Genomic DNA, 17,495 nt, shown 5'->3' with positions numbered 1-17,495 from the left:
GGGGTGGGGTTTGGGGGGGGGGGGGGGGGGCCGGGGGGGGGGGGGGGGGGGGGGGGGGGGGGGGGGGGGGGTGGGGGGGGGGGGGGGGGGGGGGGGGGGGGGGGGGGGGGGGGGGCGGGCCCGCGCCCCCCCACGGGGGGGCACGGGCGTGTCAGCGGAGGGGTTCGGTGGGGCCGGGGAAGAAGGCGGTGGTCGCTCCGGCGGTCTCGGCGCCGTCGACGACGAACTCCTGGCCGGAGACGAAGGACGCCTGGTCCGACGCGAGGAAGTGGAAGACGTCGGCGATCTCCTCGGGGGCCGCGTGGCGCCGGAGCGGGATGCGGGCGTTGACCTCGTCGAGCATCGCGTCCGTGTACTCGGCGCGCTGCATCGGCGTCAGCACCGCGCCGGGCGCCACGCACGCGGTGCGGATCAGCGGCGCCAGCTCGATCGCGAAGGTCTGGCACAGCGAGGTCACGCCCGCCTTGGAGGCGTTGTAGTCGGCGTAGAGCGGGTAGCCGCGGGCGCCGTTGACGGACGCCGTGGCGAGGAGCACGCCGCCGCCCTGGCGCAGCATGTGTCCGGTCGCGTGGCGCCACAGGGCGAGGACGCCCATCAGGTTGACGTCCAGGGTGCGCCGGGCCTCGGCCTCGGTGAGGTCGAGGATGCCGTGCCGGACGCTGATGCCGGCGTTGGCGATCACGACGTCGAGCCGGCCGTGCTCGGCCTGCGTCTCGTCGACGGCGGCCCGGACGCCCTCCCAGTCGGCGACGTCCGTCTTGATCCAGCGCAGGTGTCCGCCGCCCTCGCGGGGGCCCTGCGGGGTGGACGCGGGTGGGGCCTGCACGTCGAGGTTGACGACGTGGTCGCCGGAGCGGACGAAGCGCTCGGCGGTGGCGTGGCCGATGCCGCTCGACGCGCCGGAGACGATGACGGTACGCATGGGGATGGCTGCCTCTCTGCTCTGCATGGCTCTGCTGCTCTGCTGCTCACGCTGCTCTGCCGCTGTCGACCGCCGCTCGGGCTCAGACGATGACGCGCGGGTGCTGGAGGGCGTAACCGTTGAGGTTCTGGCGGAGGTTGCGGCTGACGGTGAGCTTCTTCAGCCAGCGGTCGGTGCCGTCGTACCGGGCCGTGAAGGGGCGGCGGCCGTGCACGGCGCGGTAGTTGTCGACGAGCAGCAGCGAGCCGGGGCCGACGGCGATGTCCTGCTGGACGCGCTGGAGTTCGGCCATGAGCCGGTCGAGCGCGGCCTCGGCCTCGGTGTCGCCGGGCAGGACGTCCATGAAGGGGCGGTCGATGCGCAGGTACGGGTTGAGGCGGTCGCCGGACAGGACGGCGGACGGCTCCGGCCGGTCCCGCATGGCGCGCAGGCCCGGGAGGGCGGGGTGGTCGGGGTCGTGGTTCTCCAGCTGCCGGATGTGCTCGGTGTCCGGCCTGATGTGGAAGCGGTTCTCCGCGAGGACCGTGCGGTCGTGCGCGTCGAGCCGTACGTCGCGCACGGAGGCGACGATGGTCGGCACCCGGTCGGGGTTGCGCAGCCCGAACAGCATCAGGTAGTCGCAGCGGTTGGGGTGGAAGCCGTCCTCCGTGTGGAATTCGAGCAGCGCCTCGCTGCCGTAGCCGCTCTGCCGCTCCTCGTCCCCGCGGATCGGGAGGATGTTCTGGATGATCCGGCCCTCCTGGAGCGTCACCCAGCCGAACGGGTCGCCCAGGGTGAGGCCGCAGAGCGCCAGCCACAGCTCCTGCGCGCGGGCGGTCTCGCCGCGGACGGCGTCGCGCCAGTGCGCGGGGGTGGCGCCGAGCGCCTCCTGGTCCACCGGGAAGCCGTGCACGAGGCACGCGGCGGACCGCTGGGTGCGGCGGAAGTCGGCGAGGAAGGCGCGCAGCCGGGCGGGGAGCAGGTCCTCGGCGGCGTACGCGCGGTCGTAGAACTCGGGGAGCGAGGGCGCGCCGTGCAGGTCGCCGAGCTTCTCGGCGACGCTCTCCAGCTCGGCGGCCTCGTCGGCGTCCAGCCGGAACTCCAGGGGGGTGTCGAGTCCGCCGGAGCCGGCCCCGTCCAGGGGGAGCGGGGCGGTGGCCTGCGTCGTGGAAGTCATGTCGGTGTCCTCACCTGGTCGGGACCACGGGGGTCGTCGGTCGTTCGGTCCTGTGCGCTCCGCGCGGTTGCCGGAGTACGTGGTGTGGCCCACCGGACCGGCCGAGCAGGGTCCCGGCCGTACAGGTCCAGTGGTGGTGCGGGTCGATAAGTGGGTGTGGTGCGTGTGGTGCGGGTCGATAAGTGCGTGGTGCGTGTGGTGCGTGTGGTGCGTGTGGTGGTGCGGTTCCGGCGGTCACGCGCGGGAGCGTGCGGGGGGCGGGCCGGGGCGGGAGGCGTACGGCTCCCGCCCCGGCCGCGTCCGTCACGCCGGGTCGTCGCTCCAGTCCTCGGCGAACTCGGCGAGCTCGTCCTGGTCGAGGGTGACCAGCGGCTCGTCGTCGGCGGCGGGGGTGCCGGTCCCGCCGTCCGGGTCGATCTCCTTCACCGCGGTGGCCAGCGCGGCCACCGTCTTGTGCGTGAAGACGTCCCGCGGGGTCATGTCCAGGCCCTCCGCGCGGGCCAGCGTGACCAGCTTGATCGACACGATGGAGTCGCCGCCGAGGTCGAAGAAGCCGTCGTCGATGCCGACCCGGTCCGTGCCGAGCGCCTTGGCGAAGAGCGCGCACAGTTGCTCCTCGCGGGCGTCGCGCGGGGCCCGGCTGTCGACGGCGGCGCCGAAGTCCGGCGCGGGCAGCGCGTCCCGGTCGAGCTTGCCGCCCGGGGTGACCGGCAGCCGGTCGAGGACGACGACGGCGGCGGGCACCATGTACGGCGGCAGGGCGGCGGCGACCCGCTCGCGCAGGGCCGCCGGCTCGGGCCGGGCCTCGCCGGCCGGGGCGACGTACCCGACGAGGCGGCGTACCCCGGGCCGGTCCTCGCGGACGACCACGGCCGCGCCGGCCACGGCGGCGTCCTCGGCGAGCACGGCCTCGATCTCGCCGGGCTCGATGCGGAAGCCGCGCACCTTGACCTGGCGGTCCGCCCGGCCGAGGTACTCCAGGGTGCCGTCGGCGCGGCGGCGGGCCAGGTCGCCGGAGCGGTACATGCGCGAGCCCGCGGCGCCGTACGGGTCGGCGACGAAGCGCTCGCCGGTCTGGCCGGGCCGGCGCAGGTAGCCGAGGGCGAGGCCCTCGCCCGCCAGGTACAGCTCGCCGGGCGCGCCCACCGGTACCGGCCGGAGCGCGCTGTCGAGCAGGTACACCCGGGCGCCGGTGACCGCCTCGCCGAGCGGCGGGTGGGTCCGGCCGGCCAGCGGGCCGCTCATGGTGGCCATGACGGTCGCCTCGGTCGGGCCGTAGGCGTTGACCATGCGGCGGCCTGCCGACCAGCGCTCGACGAGGTCGGGCGCGCAGGCCTCGCCGCCGACGACGAGGGTGACGCCGGGCGGCAGGGCGCCTTCGGGCAGCACCGCGAGGGAGGACGGCGGCAGCAGCAGCGTGGTGACGCCGTGGCGGGCGACGGTGGCGGCCAGCGAGGGGCCGGGGAGCAGGTCGTCGGCCGGGGCCGCGACGACGCTTCCGCCGGTGAGCAGCGCGGTGGCGAGCTCCCAGACCGAGGCGTCGAAGCTGGGCGAGGCGAACATGAGGACCCGCTCGTCCGGCCGCAGGTCGAGGCCGGTGCGCTGCTGCGCGGCGAGCGCGGCGATGCCGGTGTGCGGCACGAGGACGCCCTTGGGGCGGCCGGTGGAGCCCGAGGTGTAGATGAGGTACGCGGCCGAGTCCGGGGTCAGCGGGGCGGAGCGCTCGTCGTCGCGGAGCGGCGCGCCGGACGTGCCGGCGGTGAGTTCCAGGGCGAGGCCGAAGGGGTCGTCGGGGCCGAGGACGGCGTCGCCGTCCCCGTCGAGGCTCAGCGTGCGGCCGGCGCCGGCGCCCGCCGCGGCGGTGACGGCGCTGCCGTCGGCGGTGGTGAGCACCAGGTCGGGCCGGGCGTCGTCGAGGATGTAGCGCAGCCGCTCCGGCGGGTAGCCGAGGTCGAGCGGCAGGTAGGCGGCGCCGCTCTTGAGGACGGCGAGGACGGCGAGGACCGAGCGGGCGGACCGGGGCAGGGCGACGGCGACGATGGTGCCGGGGCCGATGCCGCGGGCCGCGAGGACGCGGGCGAGCCGGTTGGCCTCGGCGTCGAGGGTCCCGTAGGTGACCTCGTACGGGCCGTCGTGGACGGCGACGGCGTCCGGGCGGGCGGCGGCGTGGCCCTCGAAGAGCGCCGGGAAGGTGGTGCGCGGCGGGGTGGTGCCGCCGGTGCGGACCGGTTCGGCGCGCTCCGCGTCGGTCCGCAGGTCGATCCGGCCCACCGGGATCTCCGGGTCGTGGGCGAAGGCGTCGAGGAGGGCGCGGACCCGGTGGAGTACGGTCTCCGCCTCGGCGGCGGTGAACAGGTCGGTGCGGTAGGTGAGTTCGAGGCTGAGGCGGTCGGAGGGGACCACGACGAGGCTGAAGGGGTAGTGCGAGGCGCCGGGGGCCGGGGTGTCGTCCACGCTGATCCGCAGGCCGGGCACCTGGGCCTGGACGGCCTCGCCGTCGACGGGGGTGTTCTCGAAGCCGACGACGGTGTCGAAGAGTTCGCCGATGCCGGCGGCGCGCTGCACCTCGGCGAGGCCCAGGTGCTGGAAGGGCCGCAGTCCGGCCTGGGTCTCCTGGAGGCCGGTCAGGGTCGCGGCGAGCGGCCGGCCCGGGTCGAGGCGGACGCGGACGGCGACGGTGTTCATCAGCAGTCCGACCATGGACTCGGCGCCGGGCAGCTCGGGCGGGCGGCCCGCGGTGGTGGCGCCGAAGACGACGTCGTCGCGGCCCAGGAACTGGCCGAGGGCGACCGCCCAGGCGCCCTGCACCAGCGTGTTGAGGGTCAGGCCGGCCCGGCGGGCGGTGTCGGTCAGCCGCTCGGTGGCCTCCTGGTCGAGGGCGGTCGCGACGAGGTCCGGCACGGTGGCCGTGGCGGCGTCGAAGCCGGGGGCGACCAGGGCGGGCTCGTCGAGTCCGGCCAGCTCCTGGCGCCAGGCCTCGACGGCGGCCCGCTCGTCCTGGGCGCCGAGCCAGCGCAGGAAGCGGTCGAAGGGGACGGGCGCGGTGCCGGTGCCGGAGCCGCCGCGGGCGTACGAGGCGAAGAGGTCGCCGAAGACGAGCGGCAGGGACCAGCCGTCGAGCAGCATGTGGTGGTGGGTCACGAGCAGCAGGTGCTCGTCGGCGGCGAGCTTGACCAGGGCGACCCGCAGCAGCGGCGGACGGTCGGTGGCGAAGCGGCGTATCCGGTCCTCGTCGAGGAGTTCGGCGAGCCGGGCCTCGCGCTCGGCCGGGGCCAGGGCGGACAGGTCCCGCTCCTCCCAGGGCACCCGGACGTCCTCGTGGACGACCTGCACGGAGCGTCCGGAGCCGAGGGTGACGAAGGAGGTGCGGAGCGCCGGGTGGCGGGCGAGGAGCGTGTCGAAGGCGTCGCGGAGGACGGTCGGGGCGAGGGTGCCGGTGAGCCGCAGCGGGCGCTGGGTGACGTAGACGTCGATGGCGTCCGTGGCCAGCAGGGCGTGGAAGTGCATGCCCTGCTGGAGCGGGGTGAGCGTCCACACCTCGGCGTCCGGTCCCGCGAGGGCGTCGAGTTCGGCGCGTTCGGCGTCGTCGAGGGTCACGAGCGGGCCGGTGGCCGTACCGCCGGTGTCGCCGCCGTCCTGGGGGACGTCGCGGGCGACCTCGGCGAGGGCGGCGATGGTCTTGTGGACGAAGACGTCCTTCGCGCTCAGCACGAGTCCGGCGCGGTGGGCGCGTGCGGCGAGACGCATCGACACGATGGAGTCGCCGCCGAGGTCGAAGAAGCTGTCGTCGACACCGACCCGCTCCCGCCCCAGCACCTCCGCGAACACCTCGTGCAGCACCCGCTCACGCTCCGACGAAGGCGCCCGGTACTCCCGCACCGCACGCAACTCCAACGCCGGCAACGCCCGCCGGTCCACCTTCCCGTTCGGCGTCAGCACGAAGTCGTCCACCACGATCACCCGCACCGGAACCATGTAGTCCGGCAGCACACCCGCCACCCGGTCCCGCAACACCTCACCCTCCACCACCACACCCGCCACCGGCCGCACATAACCGACCACATGCCGCGTCCCCGCCGCATCGGCCACCACCGCGACCACCGCCTGCGCCACCCCCGCGTCCCCCGCGAGAACCGCCTCGATCTCCGCCAGCTCGACACGGTGACCCCGCACCTTCACCTGGAAATCGACCCGACCGCAGTACTCCACCGAACCATCCGCGCGACGACGCCCCAGATCCCCCGTCCGATACATCCGCGCACCCACAGCGCCACCGACATCCGCCACGAACCGCTCCGCGGTCAACCCCGGACGCCCCACATAACCCCGCGCCACACCCGCACCACCGATATAGATCTCCCCCACCACACCCACCGGCACCGAACGCAAGAACCCGTCCAGGACGTGGATGTCGGTGTTGTCGGCGGGGCCGCCGAGGGAGGGCCGCTCGCTGTCGGCGGCGCGGCAGAACATGGCGTCGATCGTGCACTCGGCGGGGCCGTAGAGGTTGTAGACGGAGAGGCCGGGGATGGCGCGCAGTTCGTTCCACAGGTCGTCGCCGACCTCCTCGCCGCCGAGGGCGAGGGTGCGGACGCGGTGCCGGCCGCCGGCGCCGTCGAGCAGCCCGGCGGCGAGCAGCTGGCGGGCGACGGACGGCGTGGTGTCGAGCACGTCGATCGCCGCGTCGGCCGCGTGGGCGACGAGGGCGAGGGCGTCCTTGCGGACGGTGTCGTCGACGATGTGGAGCTCGTTGCCCGCGACCATCCACAGCAGCTGGCTCCACGAGGCGTCGAAGCCGAGGGAGTTGGTGAGGGCGGCGCGCAGCGGGCGGCCGCCGGCGGCTTCCCGCTCCGGGGTGAAGAAGTTCGCCCGGTGGCTGTGGAACATGTTGACCAGGTTCCGGTGCTCGACGGCGACGCCCTTGGGGCGGCCGGTCGAGCCGGAGGTGTACACGACGTACGCGAGGTCGGCGGGGCCCGCCGCCTTGCGGGCCGGAGCCTCGGTGGTGTCCGGGAGCGCGGCGGCGTCGGCGCTGTCGGGCGCGTCGGCGAGCAGCACCGGTACGTCGGCGGGCAGCGCGTGCCGGGTCGTCCCGTCGGCCACGACGAGCGCCGGGCCCGCCTCCGCGCAGAGCGCGGCGATCCGGTCGGCCGGCTGGTCGGCGTCGAGCGGCAGGTAGGCGGCGCCGGACTTGAGGACGGCGATGATCGCGGAGACGGCGGCCGTGGTGCGGGGCAGGGCGACGGCGACGAGCCGGCCGGGTCCCGCGCCGTGGGCGGTGAGCCGCGCGGCGAGCCGGTCGGCGTCGGCGTCCAGCTCGGCGAAGGTGAGCCGGCCGGTCCCGTCGACGGCGGCGATCGCGTCCGGGGTCGTGCGGGCCTGCTCCTCGAAGAGCTCGTGCAGGGTCCGCGCCGGGTGCGTGGCGGTGCGGCCGCGCGCGGCGGCCAGGAGCCGGGCGTGCTGGTCCGCGGTCCACACCGGCAGCCGGCCGACGGGCGTGTCGGGCCGGCCGGCGAGGGCTTCGAGGAGCGGGGCGAGCCGGTCGAGGAGCGCGGTCGCCTCCTCGGTGTCGTACACGTCCTCGCGGTGGTTGAGTTCGAGGCGGAGCCGGGGGCCGGGGTAGACGGCCAGGCTCAGCGGGTAGTGGGTGCCCTCCGGGGTGTCCTCGGCGGCGTCGCGCAGCACGCCGACGGTGAGCCCGGCGACCTGGGCGCCCTGGACGGCCTCCTCCACGGGGTAGTTCTCGAAGGCCACTGTGGTGTCGAAGAGTTCGGTGAAGCCGACGGCGCGCTGGATGTCGGCGAGGCCGAGGTACTGGTGGCCGAGGAGCTCGGTCTGCTCGGCCTGGACGCGGGTGAGCAGGGCGGCGGCGGTCTCGGCGGGGTCGACGCGGATCCGGGCCGGCACGGTGTTGATCATCAGGCCGACCATGCGGTCGGCGCCGGCGAGCTCCGGGGGGCGGCCGGCGACGGTGTTGCCGAAGACGACGTCGGGGCGGCCGGTGAGCGAGGTCAGCAGCAGCGCCCAGGCGGCCTGGACGACCGTGTTCACGGTGACCTCGCGGGAGCGGGCGGCCTGGGTGACGCGGGCGGTGGCCGCCTCGGAGAGTTCGGCGACGACGCGGCGCTGGCCGCGGTCGGAGTCCTGGGTGCCGTGGCCGCCGGCCACCAGGGTGGGGCCGTCGACGCCGGCGAGGGCGGTGCGCCAGGTGTCCTCGGCCCGGTCGCGGTCCTGGGCGCCCAGCCAGCCGAGGTAGTCGGCGAAGGGGACGGCGGGCTCCAGCGCGTCGGCGGAGCCGCCGTCGCGGTAGATCCGGAAGAGGTCGCCGAGGACCAGCGGCACGGACCAGCCGTCGAGCAGGATGTGGTGGTGGGTGACGACCAGCACGTGCCGGTCGGCCGCGAGCCGGACGAGGGTGCAGCGCAGCAGCGGCGGGCGGGTCATGTCGAAGCGGCGGGCCCGGTCCTCGGTGAGCAGCCGGGTCAGCCGGACGCGGCGCTCGTCCTCGCCGAAGGCGGAGAGGTCGACCTCCTCCCAGAGCGGCTCCACCGCTCGGGCGACGGCCTGGACGGCCTCGCCCGAGCGGCGCCTGAGGAACCCCGCGCGGAGGCTCCCGTGGCGCGCCAGCAGGGTGGCGCAGGAGTCGCGCAGCACCTCCGGGTCGAGGGCACCGACCAGTTCCAGGGGTGTCTGCACGTTGTAGAAGTCGACGCCGCCGGCGTCGGCGTCGCCGCCGTCGAAGAGGGCGTGGAAGAGCATGCCCTGCTGGAGCGGGGTGAGCGGCAGGACCGCTTCGAGTGTCGTCTGCCTCACGGCGTTGCCTCCCACTGGGCTTCGAGCTCGTCGAATTCGTCCGCGTCGATGCTCATCAGGGCGTCGGCGCTCGCTGGCTTGTTGAAGTCGTTGTCGTCGTCGGGTGCGTCGGTGGCGACGAGGGCGAGGGCGGCGATGGTCTTGTGGACGAAGACGTCCTTCGCGCTCAGCACGAGTCCGGCGCGGTGGGCGCGTGCGGCGAGACGCATCGACACGATGGAGTCGCCGCCGAGGTCGAAGAAGCTGTCGTCGACACCGACCCGCTCCCGCCCCAGCACCTCCGCGAACACCTCGTGCAGCACCCGCTCACGCTCCGACGAAGGCGCCCGGTACTCCCGCACCGCACGCAACTCCAACGCCGGCAACGCCCGCCGGTCCACCTTCCCGTTCGGCGTCAGCACGAAGTCGTCCACCACGATCACCCGCACCGGAACCATGTAATCCGGCAGCACACCCGCCACCCGGTCCCGCAACACCTCACCCTCCACCACCACACCCGCCACCGGCCGCACATAACCGACCACATGCCGCGTCCCCGCCGCATCGGCCACCACCGCGACCACCGCCTGCGCCACCCCCGCGTCCCCCGCGAGAACCGCCTCGATCTCCCCCAGCTCGACACGGTGACCCCGCACCTTCACCTGGAAATCGACCCGACCGCAGTACTCCACCGAACCATCCGCGCGACGACGCCCCAGATCCCCCGTCCGATACATCCGCGCACCCACAGCGCCACCGACATCCGCCACGAACCGCTCCGCGGTCAACCCCGGACGCCCCACATAACCCCGCGCCACACCCGCACCACCGATATAGATCTCCCCCACCACACCCACCGGCACCGAACGCAAGAACCCGTCCAGGACGTGGAGGCGCAGGCCGGCCAGGGGGGTGCCGACGGGGACGGCGGTGGGGTGCCGGCCGGCGTCGGCGCGGCCGGTGGTGGTGTAGACGGACACCTCGGTGGGCCCGTACTGGTTGTGGAGTTCGGCCGGTACGGCGGCGTGGAAGCGGTCGGCCAGGGCGCCGGTGAGCTGTTCGCCGCCGACGAAGACCTTCCGCAGACAGTCGCACCGGTCGCTGCCGGGTTCGCGGAGGAAGACCTCCAGGGTCGAGGGGACGAACTGGGCGACGGTGACGCCCTCTTCGCGGATCAGGCCGGGCAGGTAGCCGGGCGCGTCCTCGCCGTCGGGCCGGGAGACGACCACGGCGGCGCCGTGGTGGAGCGGCCAGAAGAGCTCCCACACCGAGGGGTCGAAGCTGAGCGAGGTCCGCTGGAGCACCCGGTCGGCGGCGGTCAGCGCGTGGCGCCGCTGCATGCCGGCCAGGTAGTTGGTGATGCCGGCGTGGGTGACCACGATGCCCTTGGGGCGGCCGGTGGAGCCCGAGGTGTAGACGACGTACGCCGGGTGGGCCGGAAGCAGCGCCGTACCGGGCCCGTCGTACGGGTCGGCGGCGGCGGCCTCGGCGCGGTGCGCCGCGAGGAAGGCGTCGTCGACGACGAAGGCGGGCCGGGCCTGGTCCAGCATGTGCCGGACGCGCTCCTCCGGGTACTCCGGGTCCAGCGGCAGATAGGCGGCGCCCGCCCGGTGGATGGCGTGCAGGACGACGATCAGCTCGGCCGAGCGGCGCATCCGGACGCCGATCACCCGGCCGGGGGCCGCGCCCAGGTCCGCCAGGACGGTGGCCAGCCGGCCGGCCCGGGCGTCGAGGTCGGCGTAACTGAGCCGCTCGCCCTCGCAGACGACGGCGACGGCGTCCGGGGTGCGGCGCGCCTGCGCGGCGAACAGCGCGGGCAGCGTGGTGGCGACGGGGTCGCCGGACGGGTCGGCGGCGGGCTCCAGGGCCTGCCGTTCGGCGTCGGTGAGGAGCGGCAGCCGGCCGACCGGCAGCTCCGGGTCGGTGGCGAGGACCTCCAGGACCATGCGCAGCCGGGCGAGCAGGCCCTCGGCGGTCGCGGCGTCGAACAGGGCAGTGCGGTGGGTGAGTTCGAGGCGGAGCCGGTCGCCCGGGACCACGGACAGGCTGAGCGGGTAGTGGGTGCCGCCGGTCGGGTCGGCCTCCTCCACGGTGATGCCCAGGCCGTGGGCGTGCGCGACGATCTGCTCGCGGTCGATCGGCGCGTTGCCGAACACCACGGAGGTGTCGAAGAGTTCGGCGTGACCGGCGAGCCGGTGCAGGTCGGGCAGGCCGATGTGGTGGTGGTCGGTGAGGGCCAGCTGCTCGCCCTGGACCCGGGCGAGGAGGCCGCCCAGCGGCTCCTCCGGGCGGAGCCGGACGCGCACCGGGACGGTGTTCATCAGCAGGCCGACGATCTCGTCGACGCCGTCCAGCCGGGGCGGGCGTCCGGAGACCGTGCCGCCGAAGACGACGTCGTCGCGGCCGGTGAGCGAGTGCAGGAGGAGCGCCCAGGCGCCCTGCACCACGGTGTTGAGGGTGACTCCCCGGGACCGGGCGGCGCGCTGGACGTCCGCGGTCAGCTCGGCGGGCAGCTCGGCCACGAGCAGACCCGGCAGGGCGTCGGCGTCCTCGCCCTCGCCGTCCTCTATGGCGCGGGGGGCGACCAGGGTGGGGCCGTCCAGGCCCGCGAGGGCCCGGCCCCACTCCTCCTCCGCCGCGCCACGGTCCTGGGCGGCGGCCCAGGCCAGATAGGCGCGGAAGGGCACCGGCGCGGGCAGCGCGGCGCCGTCGCCCCGGTACAGGGCGAGCAGGTCGCGCAGGATCAGCGGCACCGACCAGCCGTCGAAGACGATGTGGTGGCCGGTGAGGACGAAGAGGTGCCGCTCGTCGTCCAGCCGGACCAGGCCGAAGCGCAGCAGCGGCGGCCTGGCCATGTCGAAGCGGGTCCGCTTCTCCTCGGCGAGCAGGGCGGCCAGGCGCGCCTCGCGGTCGGCGGCCGGCAGTCCGCGCAGGTCGTGCTCGTGGACCGGGGCCTCGGCGTCGCGGGCGACCAGCTGGAGCGCCTCGCCGGCGGCGGAGCGGGTGTAGCCGGCGCGGAGCGCGGTGTGGCGGCGGACGAGCGCGCGGCAGGCGTCGCGGAAGGCGTCGGCGGAGAGCGGGCCCGCGAGGCCGAAGACCTTCTGCACGGTGTACGCGTCGGCGGCGTCGCCGAACTCGGCGTGGAAGAGCATGCCCTCCTGGAGCGGGGTGACCGGCAGCACGTCCGCCAGGCCGCTCCCGCCGTCGGCGTCCGGCTTCCGCCAGGTGGCGGCGAGCCGCTCGCGTTCCCCTGCGGGCAGCGCGACCAGTTCGGCGTCGGGGTCGTACGCGGGGGCGGTCCGGTCCTCACCGGCGGGTCCGGCCAGTCCGGCGCGGGCGGCGAGCGCGGCGACGGTCTTGTGCGCGAAGACGTCCTGCGGGGTGAGCGGGATGCCGGCGCGGGCGGCGCGCGAGGCGAGCCGGACGGCGACGATGGAGTCGCCGCCCAGTTCGAAGAAGCTGTCGTCGACGCCGACGTCCGTGGCGCCGAGGAGGTCGGCGAAGAGCCCGCAGAGCACGGCCTCGCGCTCGTCGCGCGGGGCCCGCTCGGAGGCGGTGCCGACGTACTCGGGGGCGGGCAGCGCCCGCTGGTCCAGCTTGCCGCTCGCGGTGAGCGGCAGGTCCGGCAGGAGGACGACGGCGGCGGGGACCATGTACGGCGGCAGGGCGTCGCGCACCCGCTGCCGCAGGGCGGCGGCGTCGGGGACGGCGGTGGCGTCGGGGACGGCGGTGGCGTCGGCCGGGACGGCGTAGGCGACGAGCTGGCGCACGCCGGGCCGGTCCTCGCGGACGACGACGCTGACCCGGGCGACGCCGGGCGCTCCGGCGAGGACGCTCTCGATCTCGCCGAGCTCGATGCGGAAGCCGCGCACCTTGACCTGCCGGTCGGAGCGGCCGAGGTACACCAGGTCGCCTTCCGGGGTCCAGCGGGCCAGGTCGCCGGTGCGGTACATGCGGCTGCCGGGCGGGCCGTACGGGTCGGCGACGAACCGCTCGGCGGTGAGGCCGGGCCGGCCCAGGTAGCCCCGGGCGAGGCCGTCGCCGGCCAGGTGGATCTCGCCGGCGACGCCGGGCGGCACCGGGCGCAGGGCGTCGTCGAGGAGCCGTACCCGGCTGCCGGGCACGGTGCCGCCCATGGGCGGCACGATCCGGCCGGAGAGGGCGCCGGTCTGGGTGGCGATGACGGTGGACTCGGTGGGGCCGTACGCGTTGACCATGCGGCGGCCGGGCGACCAGCGGTCGACCAGCTCGGGCGAGCACGCTTCGGCGCCGACGACGAGGGTCACGCCCTCGGGCAGCCCGTCCGCGGGCATCGCGGCCAGCGCGGAGGGCGCCATCAGCAGGCAGTCGACGGAGAGTTCGCGGATCAGTGCGGCCAGCTCCGGGCCCGGGGTGAGGCGTTCGGCGGGGGCGACGACGAGGGCCGCGCCGGTCAGCAGCGCGGTGCACAACTCCCACACGGAGGCGTCGAAGCCCGGCGAGGCGAACTGGAGGACGCGCCGGTCCGGCGTGGTCTCCAGCAGCGTCCGCTGGTGGGCCAGGAGTCCGGCGAGGCCGGTGTGCGTCACGACGACGCCCTTGGGCCGGCCGGTGGAGCCGGAGGTGTAGATGACGTACGCGGGGTGCTCGGGGCGCGGGCCGGCGGGCGCGGAGCCCTCCGCCGCGACGGGGTCGGCTCCGGCTCCGGCTCCGGCTTCGGCCTCGGCCTCGGCTCCGGCTCCGCCCTCGGCTGTGGCTTCGGCTTCGGGGACCAGCCCGTCCTCGTCCAGGAACAGCCGGGGCACGCCCGGTGCCAGCTCCGGGTCGTCGGTGGCGCGCGAGGTCAGCAGCAGCGCGGGGGCCGTGTCGTCGAGCATGGCGGTGACCCGGGACCGCTGGTACGCGAGGTCGATCGGCAGGTGGACGGCGCCGGAGGTCAGCACGCCGACGGCGGCGACGACCGCGGCGGTCCCGCGCGGCAGCGCGACGGCCACCACCCGCTCGGGGCCGGCGCCGCGGGCGGCCAGTTCCCGGGCCAGCCGGTCGGCACGGGCGGCGAGCCCGGCGTAGTCGAGCTCGCCGTCCGCGGAGACGACGGCGGGGCGGTGCGGGGTCTCCCGGACCTGCGCCGCGAACAGCTCGGGGAAGGTGCGGACGGGCTCCGCGGGCGCGACCGGCAGGCCGGCGGCGAGGTGGCGGGCGCGCTCGGCGTCCGTGGCGACGTCGACACGGCCGAGCGGCAGGTCGCCGGGGGCTGCCAGGAAGCGGTCCAGGAAGGCGGTGAACCGGGCCTGGTGGGCAGCGAGTTCGGCCTCCGAGTAGCGGTCGGGGTTGGCCTCGAAGGCGATCCGCACGCCCTTGCCGTCCGGCTCCGGGTGGCAGGTGAGGTTGAGGTCGATGACCGGTCCGCCGGAGAGCGCGGTCAGGGTGGCCTCGCGGCCCGCGAAGTTGCTCTCGGACCCCGCGGGCATGATGTTGACCAGCACGCCGAAGAGCTGCTCGTTGGAGCCGAGCAGGCGCAGGTCGCGGCGGAGGTCGTCGTAGGGGTGCCGCTGGTGGGTGAGGAGCTCCCCGAGGCGCTTGCCGACGTGCCGGATCAGCTCGGTGCGGCTCGCCGCGGGGTCGACGGTGAGGCGCAGCGGCAGCGTGTTGGAGAGCATGCCGGGCACGTTCTGGGAGCGCGGGCCGAGCCGGGCGGTGGCCGGGACGCCGAGGGTGAGGTCGCGCGCGCCGGTCATGCCGTGCAGATAGGCGGCGACCGCCGCGAGCATGGCGACGCTCCACGGGGCGCGGGCCTCGCGTCCGGCGCCGTGCAGCGCGCGGTATCCGGCCTCGCCCAGTTCGGTGGAGCCGGCGTGGGCGATCCCGGCGGCGCCGGTGGGCACGCCGGGGGCGGGGCTGACCGTCTCGGGCCGGTCCTCGAAGGCCCGGGTCCAGTACTCCTTGTCGGCCGTGTACTGCTCCGAGGCCCGGTAGTCGGCCTCGTCGGCGAGGATGTCGGTGAGCGGGCCCAGCGGCCGGCCGGCCGGCTCCTCGCCGGCGACCAGCGCCTCGTACACCTCCTCGATCCGGCGTGAGTGCAGCACGGAGCCGTAGCCGTCCGAGAGGATGTGGTGGCTGCGCTGGTACCAGAGGTAGTGGTCCTCGCCCACGCGCATGAGCACGTGCGCCGAGAGCACCCCGGTGAAGAGGTCGTTGGCGGTGCGGCGGTCCTCGTCCATGAGGGCGTGGGCGGCGGCGAAGGGGTCCGCCTCGCCGGTGAGGTCCAGCTCCCGCCAGGTCGAGCAGCCGGGGGTGACGGGGCGCTGCCGGGGGCCGTCGGCCGGCTCCTCGAACGCGACGTCGAAGCTTCCGCTCTCGCCCTCGGCCACCCGCACGGCCCGCGCGAGCAGCGGCCCGTCCACCGGTCCCCTGACCTCCATCACGACGACGGTGTTGAAGGCCGGGTCGGTGGGGGCGAGCCGCTGGGCGTAGAAGACGCCGCGCTGGGCGGCCGTGAGCGGCAGCGTGCCGCCGTCCTCGGGGCGGACGGACTCGGGGCGGACGGAGGTCTCCGCGTCACGTGAAGTCATTCGGATCGTCAACCGCTCTCTCGTGAGCCGCTCTCGGTGCGCCGTCCCCGGTGGACCGTCCCGGTGGCCGGGCCGGCGGGCCGCCCGTGCCGCTCGGTGCGGGGCGTGCCGCGGCGGGGCCGGGGACGGACGGTGCGCGACGATGCTGCCCCGCCCCCCGCGCCCGTCACCAGGCAACCGACCGGCAATCGGGGTGCCCGGTCAGCTGCCGCCCGGCGCCCGCCGAGTTACCGGCCGCTTGCCTGGCCACCGCGGGACCCCGGGGCGAGGATGCCGACGGTCCGGTGCGTCCGAGTCCCCCACTCGGATGCGCCGGGCCTGCCCTGGAATCCCGGAGAGGACGAGGACGTTGGCGATCCCGGACCGAGGTCTGCTCGACTGGCTGGACGAGGCGTCCGCCGAGCGCGGCCTGTACTACGCGGAGAAGAACGACGGCTGGGACTTCCGGTCGTACCGCGAACTCGCCGATCTGGTGCTGCGCACCGCGGCCGCGCTGCGGGCGAACGGCGTGGGGCGCGGGGACGTGGTGGCGCTGGTGCTGCGGTCGAGCCCCGGCTTCGTGGCCGGGTTCTTCGGTGCGCTGGCGGCCGGTGCGACGCCGTGCTCGATCGCGCCGCCGTTCGCGTTCCAGCGGGCGGACGAGTACGAGACGCACGTGGCCCGCCTGTTCGAGACGGCCGACCCGAAGCTGATCATCTGCGACGACGAGTCGGAGGAGCGGATCCGCAAGCTCTCCGCCGGTCTGTCGCTGCCCGAGCCGGTCGTCTTCGAGTCCCTGGTCGACGGTGTCGAGCCGCTGGCCGCGCCGCTGCCGCTGCCCGAGACGGCGCTGATGCAGTTCACGTCCGGGTCGAGCGGCTACTCGCGCGGGGTGCTGATCTCCGCCGAGGCGCTGCGCGACAACCTCACGGGGATGCGGCGCCGCTTCGGCTGGACGCCGGACCTGCCCGGCATCTGCTGGCTGCCGGTCCACCACGACATGGGCCTGGTCGGCTATCTGCTGAACGTGGTCGTCACCGGCGCCAGCGGCTGGATGATGCAGCCCGACGACTTCATCCGCTCGCCGCAGCGCTATCTGAAGTGCATGAGCGACAACCGGACCGCCATCACGGGCATGCCCAACTTCGGCCTCGCCTACATCCTGCGGCGGGTCCGGCCGGAACGCCTGGAGGGGCTGCGCTTCGACTCGATGCGGGCCATCATCATCGGCGCCGAGCGGGTCGACCCGCAGGTCCTGGAGGACTTCCACGCGCTGATGGGCCCGCACGGCCTGGACCGCGGCGCGCTGCTGCCCGCGTACGGGGGCGCGGAGGCGACCCTCGCGGTGACCGGTCTCGCACCGGGGGCGGGGTGGACGGTCGCGGCGCCCGACGAGGGCGACGCGTCGGCGCTGGCCGGCACCGCCGTCGTCGGCTGCGGCACGCCGCTGGAGAACCGCACCGTCAGGATCCTCTCGGAGGACGGCGAGGAGCTGCCCGACGGGCAGGTCGGCGAGGTCGTCGTCACCGGCGTCTCGATCGCCAGCGGGTACGTCGGCGACACCAGCTCCGCCTCGGGCACGGCCCTCGGCGAGGCCGGGCTCCACACCGGTGACGCGGGCTTCCTGCGCGACGGGCAGCTGTACGTGATCGGCCGGCTCGGCGACGGGCTCAAGGTGAGCGGCAAGATGGTCTTCGCCGAGAGCCTGGAGACGCTGCTGCACCAGCGGGGGATCCCGGACCGGCAGGTCGCGGTCCTGCTCGGGGTGCGCGACGGCGCCCCGACCGGCGTCGTCGTCTTCGGCAACGTACGGCCCGGCTGGCGCGAGGCGGCCCACGAGGTGCTGTCCGAGTGGCTGGGCGACGCCCGGCTGCTCGCGGTCGAGGTCGGGCGGGGCGGCATCGAGGTCACCTCCAGCGGCAAGCCCCGCCGCCGGGTGATGTGGAAGGCGCTCTGCGCGGGCCGGTACGAGACGTCCGCGTCACCGCTGACGGCGGAGTAGCCGGGGCGAGGCGTCCGCACACCGTCCACCGCCCCGCCGACGGGGCGGGCGTCCGTCCGGAGTCCGGTGCCACCCGCCGGGTGGGCCGTCCGG

General features: G+C 75.4%; 5 protein-coding genes. 1 reads left to right on the top strand and 4 read right to left on the bottom strand.

Translation table 11 applies throughout. From position 1 onward, the window contains the following. Positions 1 to 151: 151 nt before the first annotated feature. From ACFYT9_RS37820 to ACFYT9_RS37805, 4 genes are all read right to left on the bottom strand, one after another. A complete protein-coding gene (locus tag ACFYT9_RS37820) occupies positions 152 to 922 on the bottom strand; it encodes an SDR family NAD(P)-dependent oxidoreductase (protein ID WP_376603976.1) in 771 nt (256 codons plus the stop codon). 82 nt (positions 923 to 1,004) lie between these two features. After that, complete coding sequence (gene gntD / locus ACFYT9_RS37815; RefSeq protein WP_376603974.1) at positions 1,005 to 2,078, bottom strand: guanitoxin biosynthesis L-enduracididine beta-hydroxylase GntD; 1,074 nt, start codon at positions 2,076 to 2,078, stop codon at positions 1,005 to 1,007. Between the two features lie 303 nt (positions 2,079 to 2,381). Further along, on the bottom strand, positions 2,382 to 8,891 hold the full coding sequence (locus tag ACFYT9_RS37810) for an amino acid adenylation domain-containing protein (protein WP_389171338.1): 6,510 nt from the start codon (positions 8,889 to 8,891) through the stop codon (positions 2,382 to 2,384). Continuing rightward, a complete protein-coding gene (locus ACFYT9_RS37805) occupies positions 8,888 to 15,421 on the bottom strand; it encodes an amino acid adenylation domain-containing protein (RefSeq protein ID WP_389171335.1) in 6,534 nt (2,177 codons plus the stop codon). The genes ACFYT9_RS37810 and ACFYT9_RS37805 overlap by 4 nt, the downstream gene beginning before the upstream one ends. A 349-nt stretch (positions 15,422 to 15,770) precedes the next feature. Here ACFYT9_RS37805 and ACFYT9_RS37800 point away from each other — a divergent pair, with 349 nt between their 5' ends. Next, a complete protein-coding gene (locus tag ACFYT9_RS37800; protein ID WP_387272704.1) occupies positions 15,771 to 17,402 on the top strand; it encodes an AMP-binding protein in 1,632 nt (543 codons plus the stop codon). Positions 17,403 to 17,495 lie beyond the last annotated feature (93 nt).

Origin of the sequence: Streptomyces sp. NPDC004435, from assembly GCF_042873895.1 — a bacterium.
In the GTDB taxonomy this organism is placed as follows: domain Bacteria; phylum Actinomycetota; class Actinomycetes; order Streptomycetales; family Streptomycetaceae; genus Streptomyces.
This window is presented reverse-complemented; position numbering and strand designations above follow the sequence as displayed.

Excerpts from the sequence above, each read along its gene's own strand:
- ACFYT9_RS37820 (WP_376603976.1), bottom strand. The coding sequence starts at position 922 with ATGCGTACCGTCATCGTCTCCGGCGCGTCGAGCGGCATCGGCCACGCC.
- gntD (WP_376603974.1), bottom strand. The coding sequence starts at position 2,078 with ATGACTTCCACGACGCAGGCCACCGCCCCGCTCCCCCTGGACGGGGCC.
- ACFYT9_RS37805 (WP_389171335.1), bottom strand. The coding sequence starts at position 15,421 with ATGACTTCACGTGACGCGGAGACCTCCGTCCGCCCCGAGTCCGTCCGC.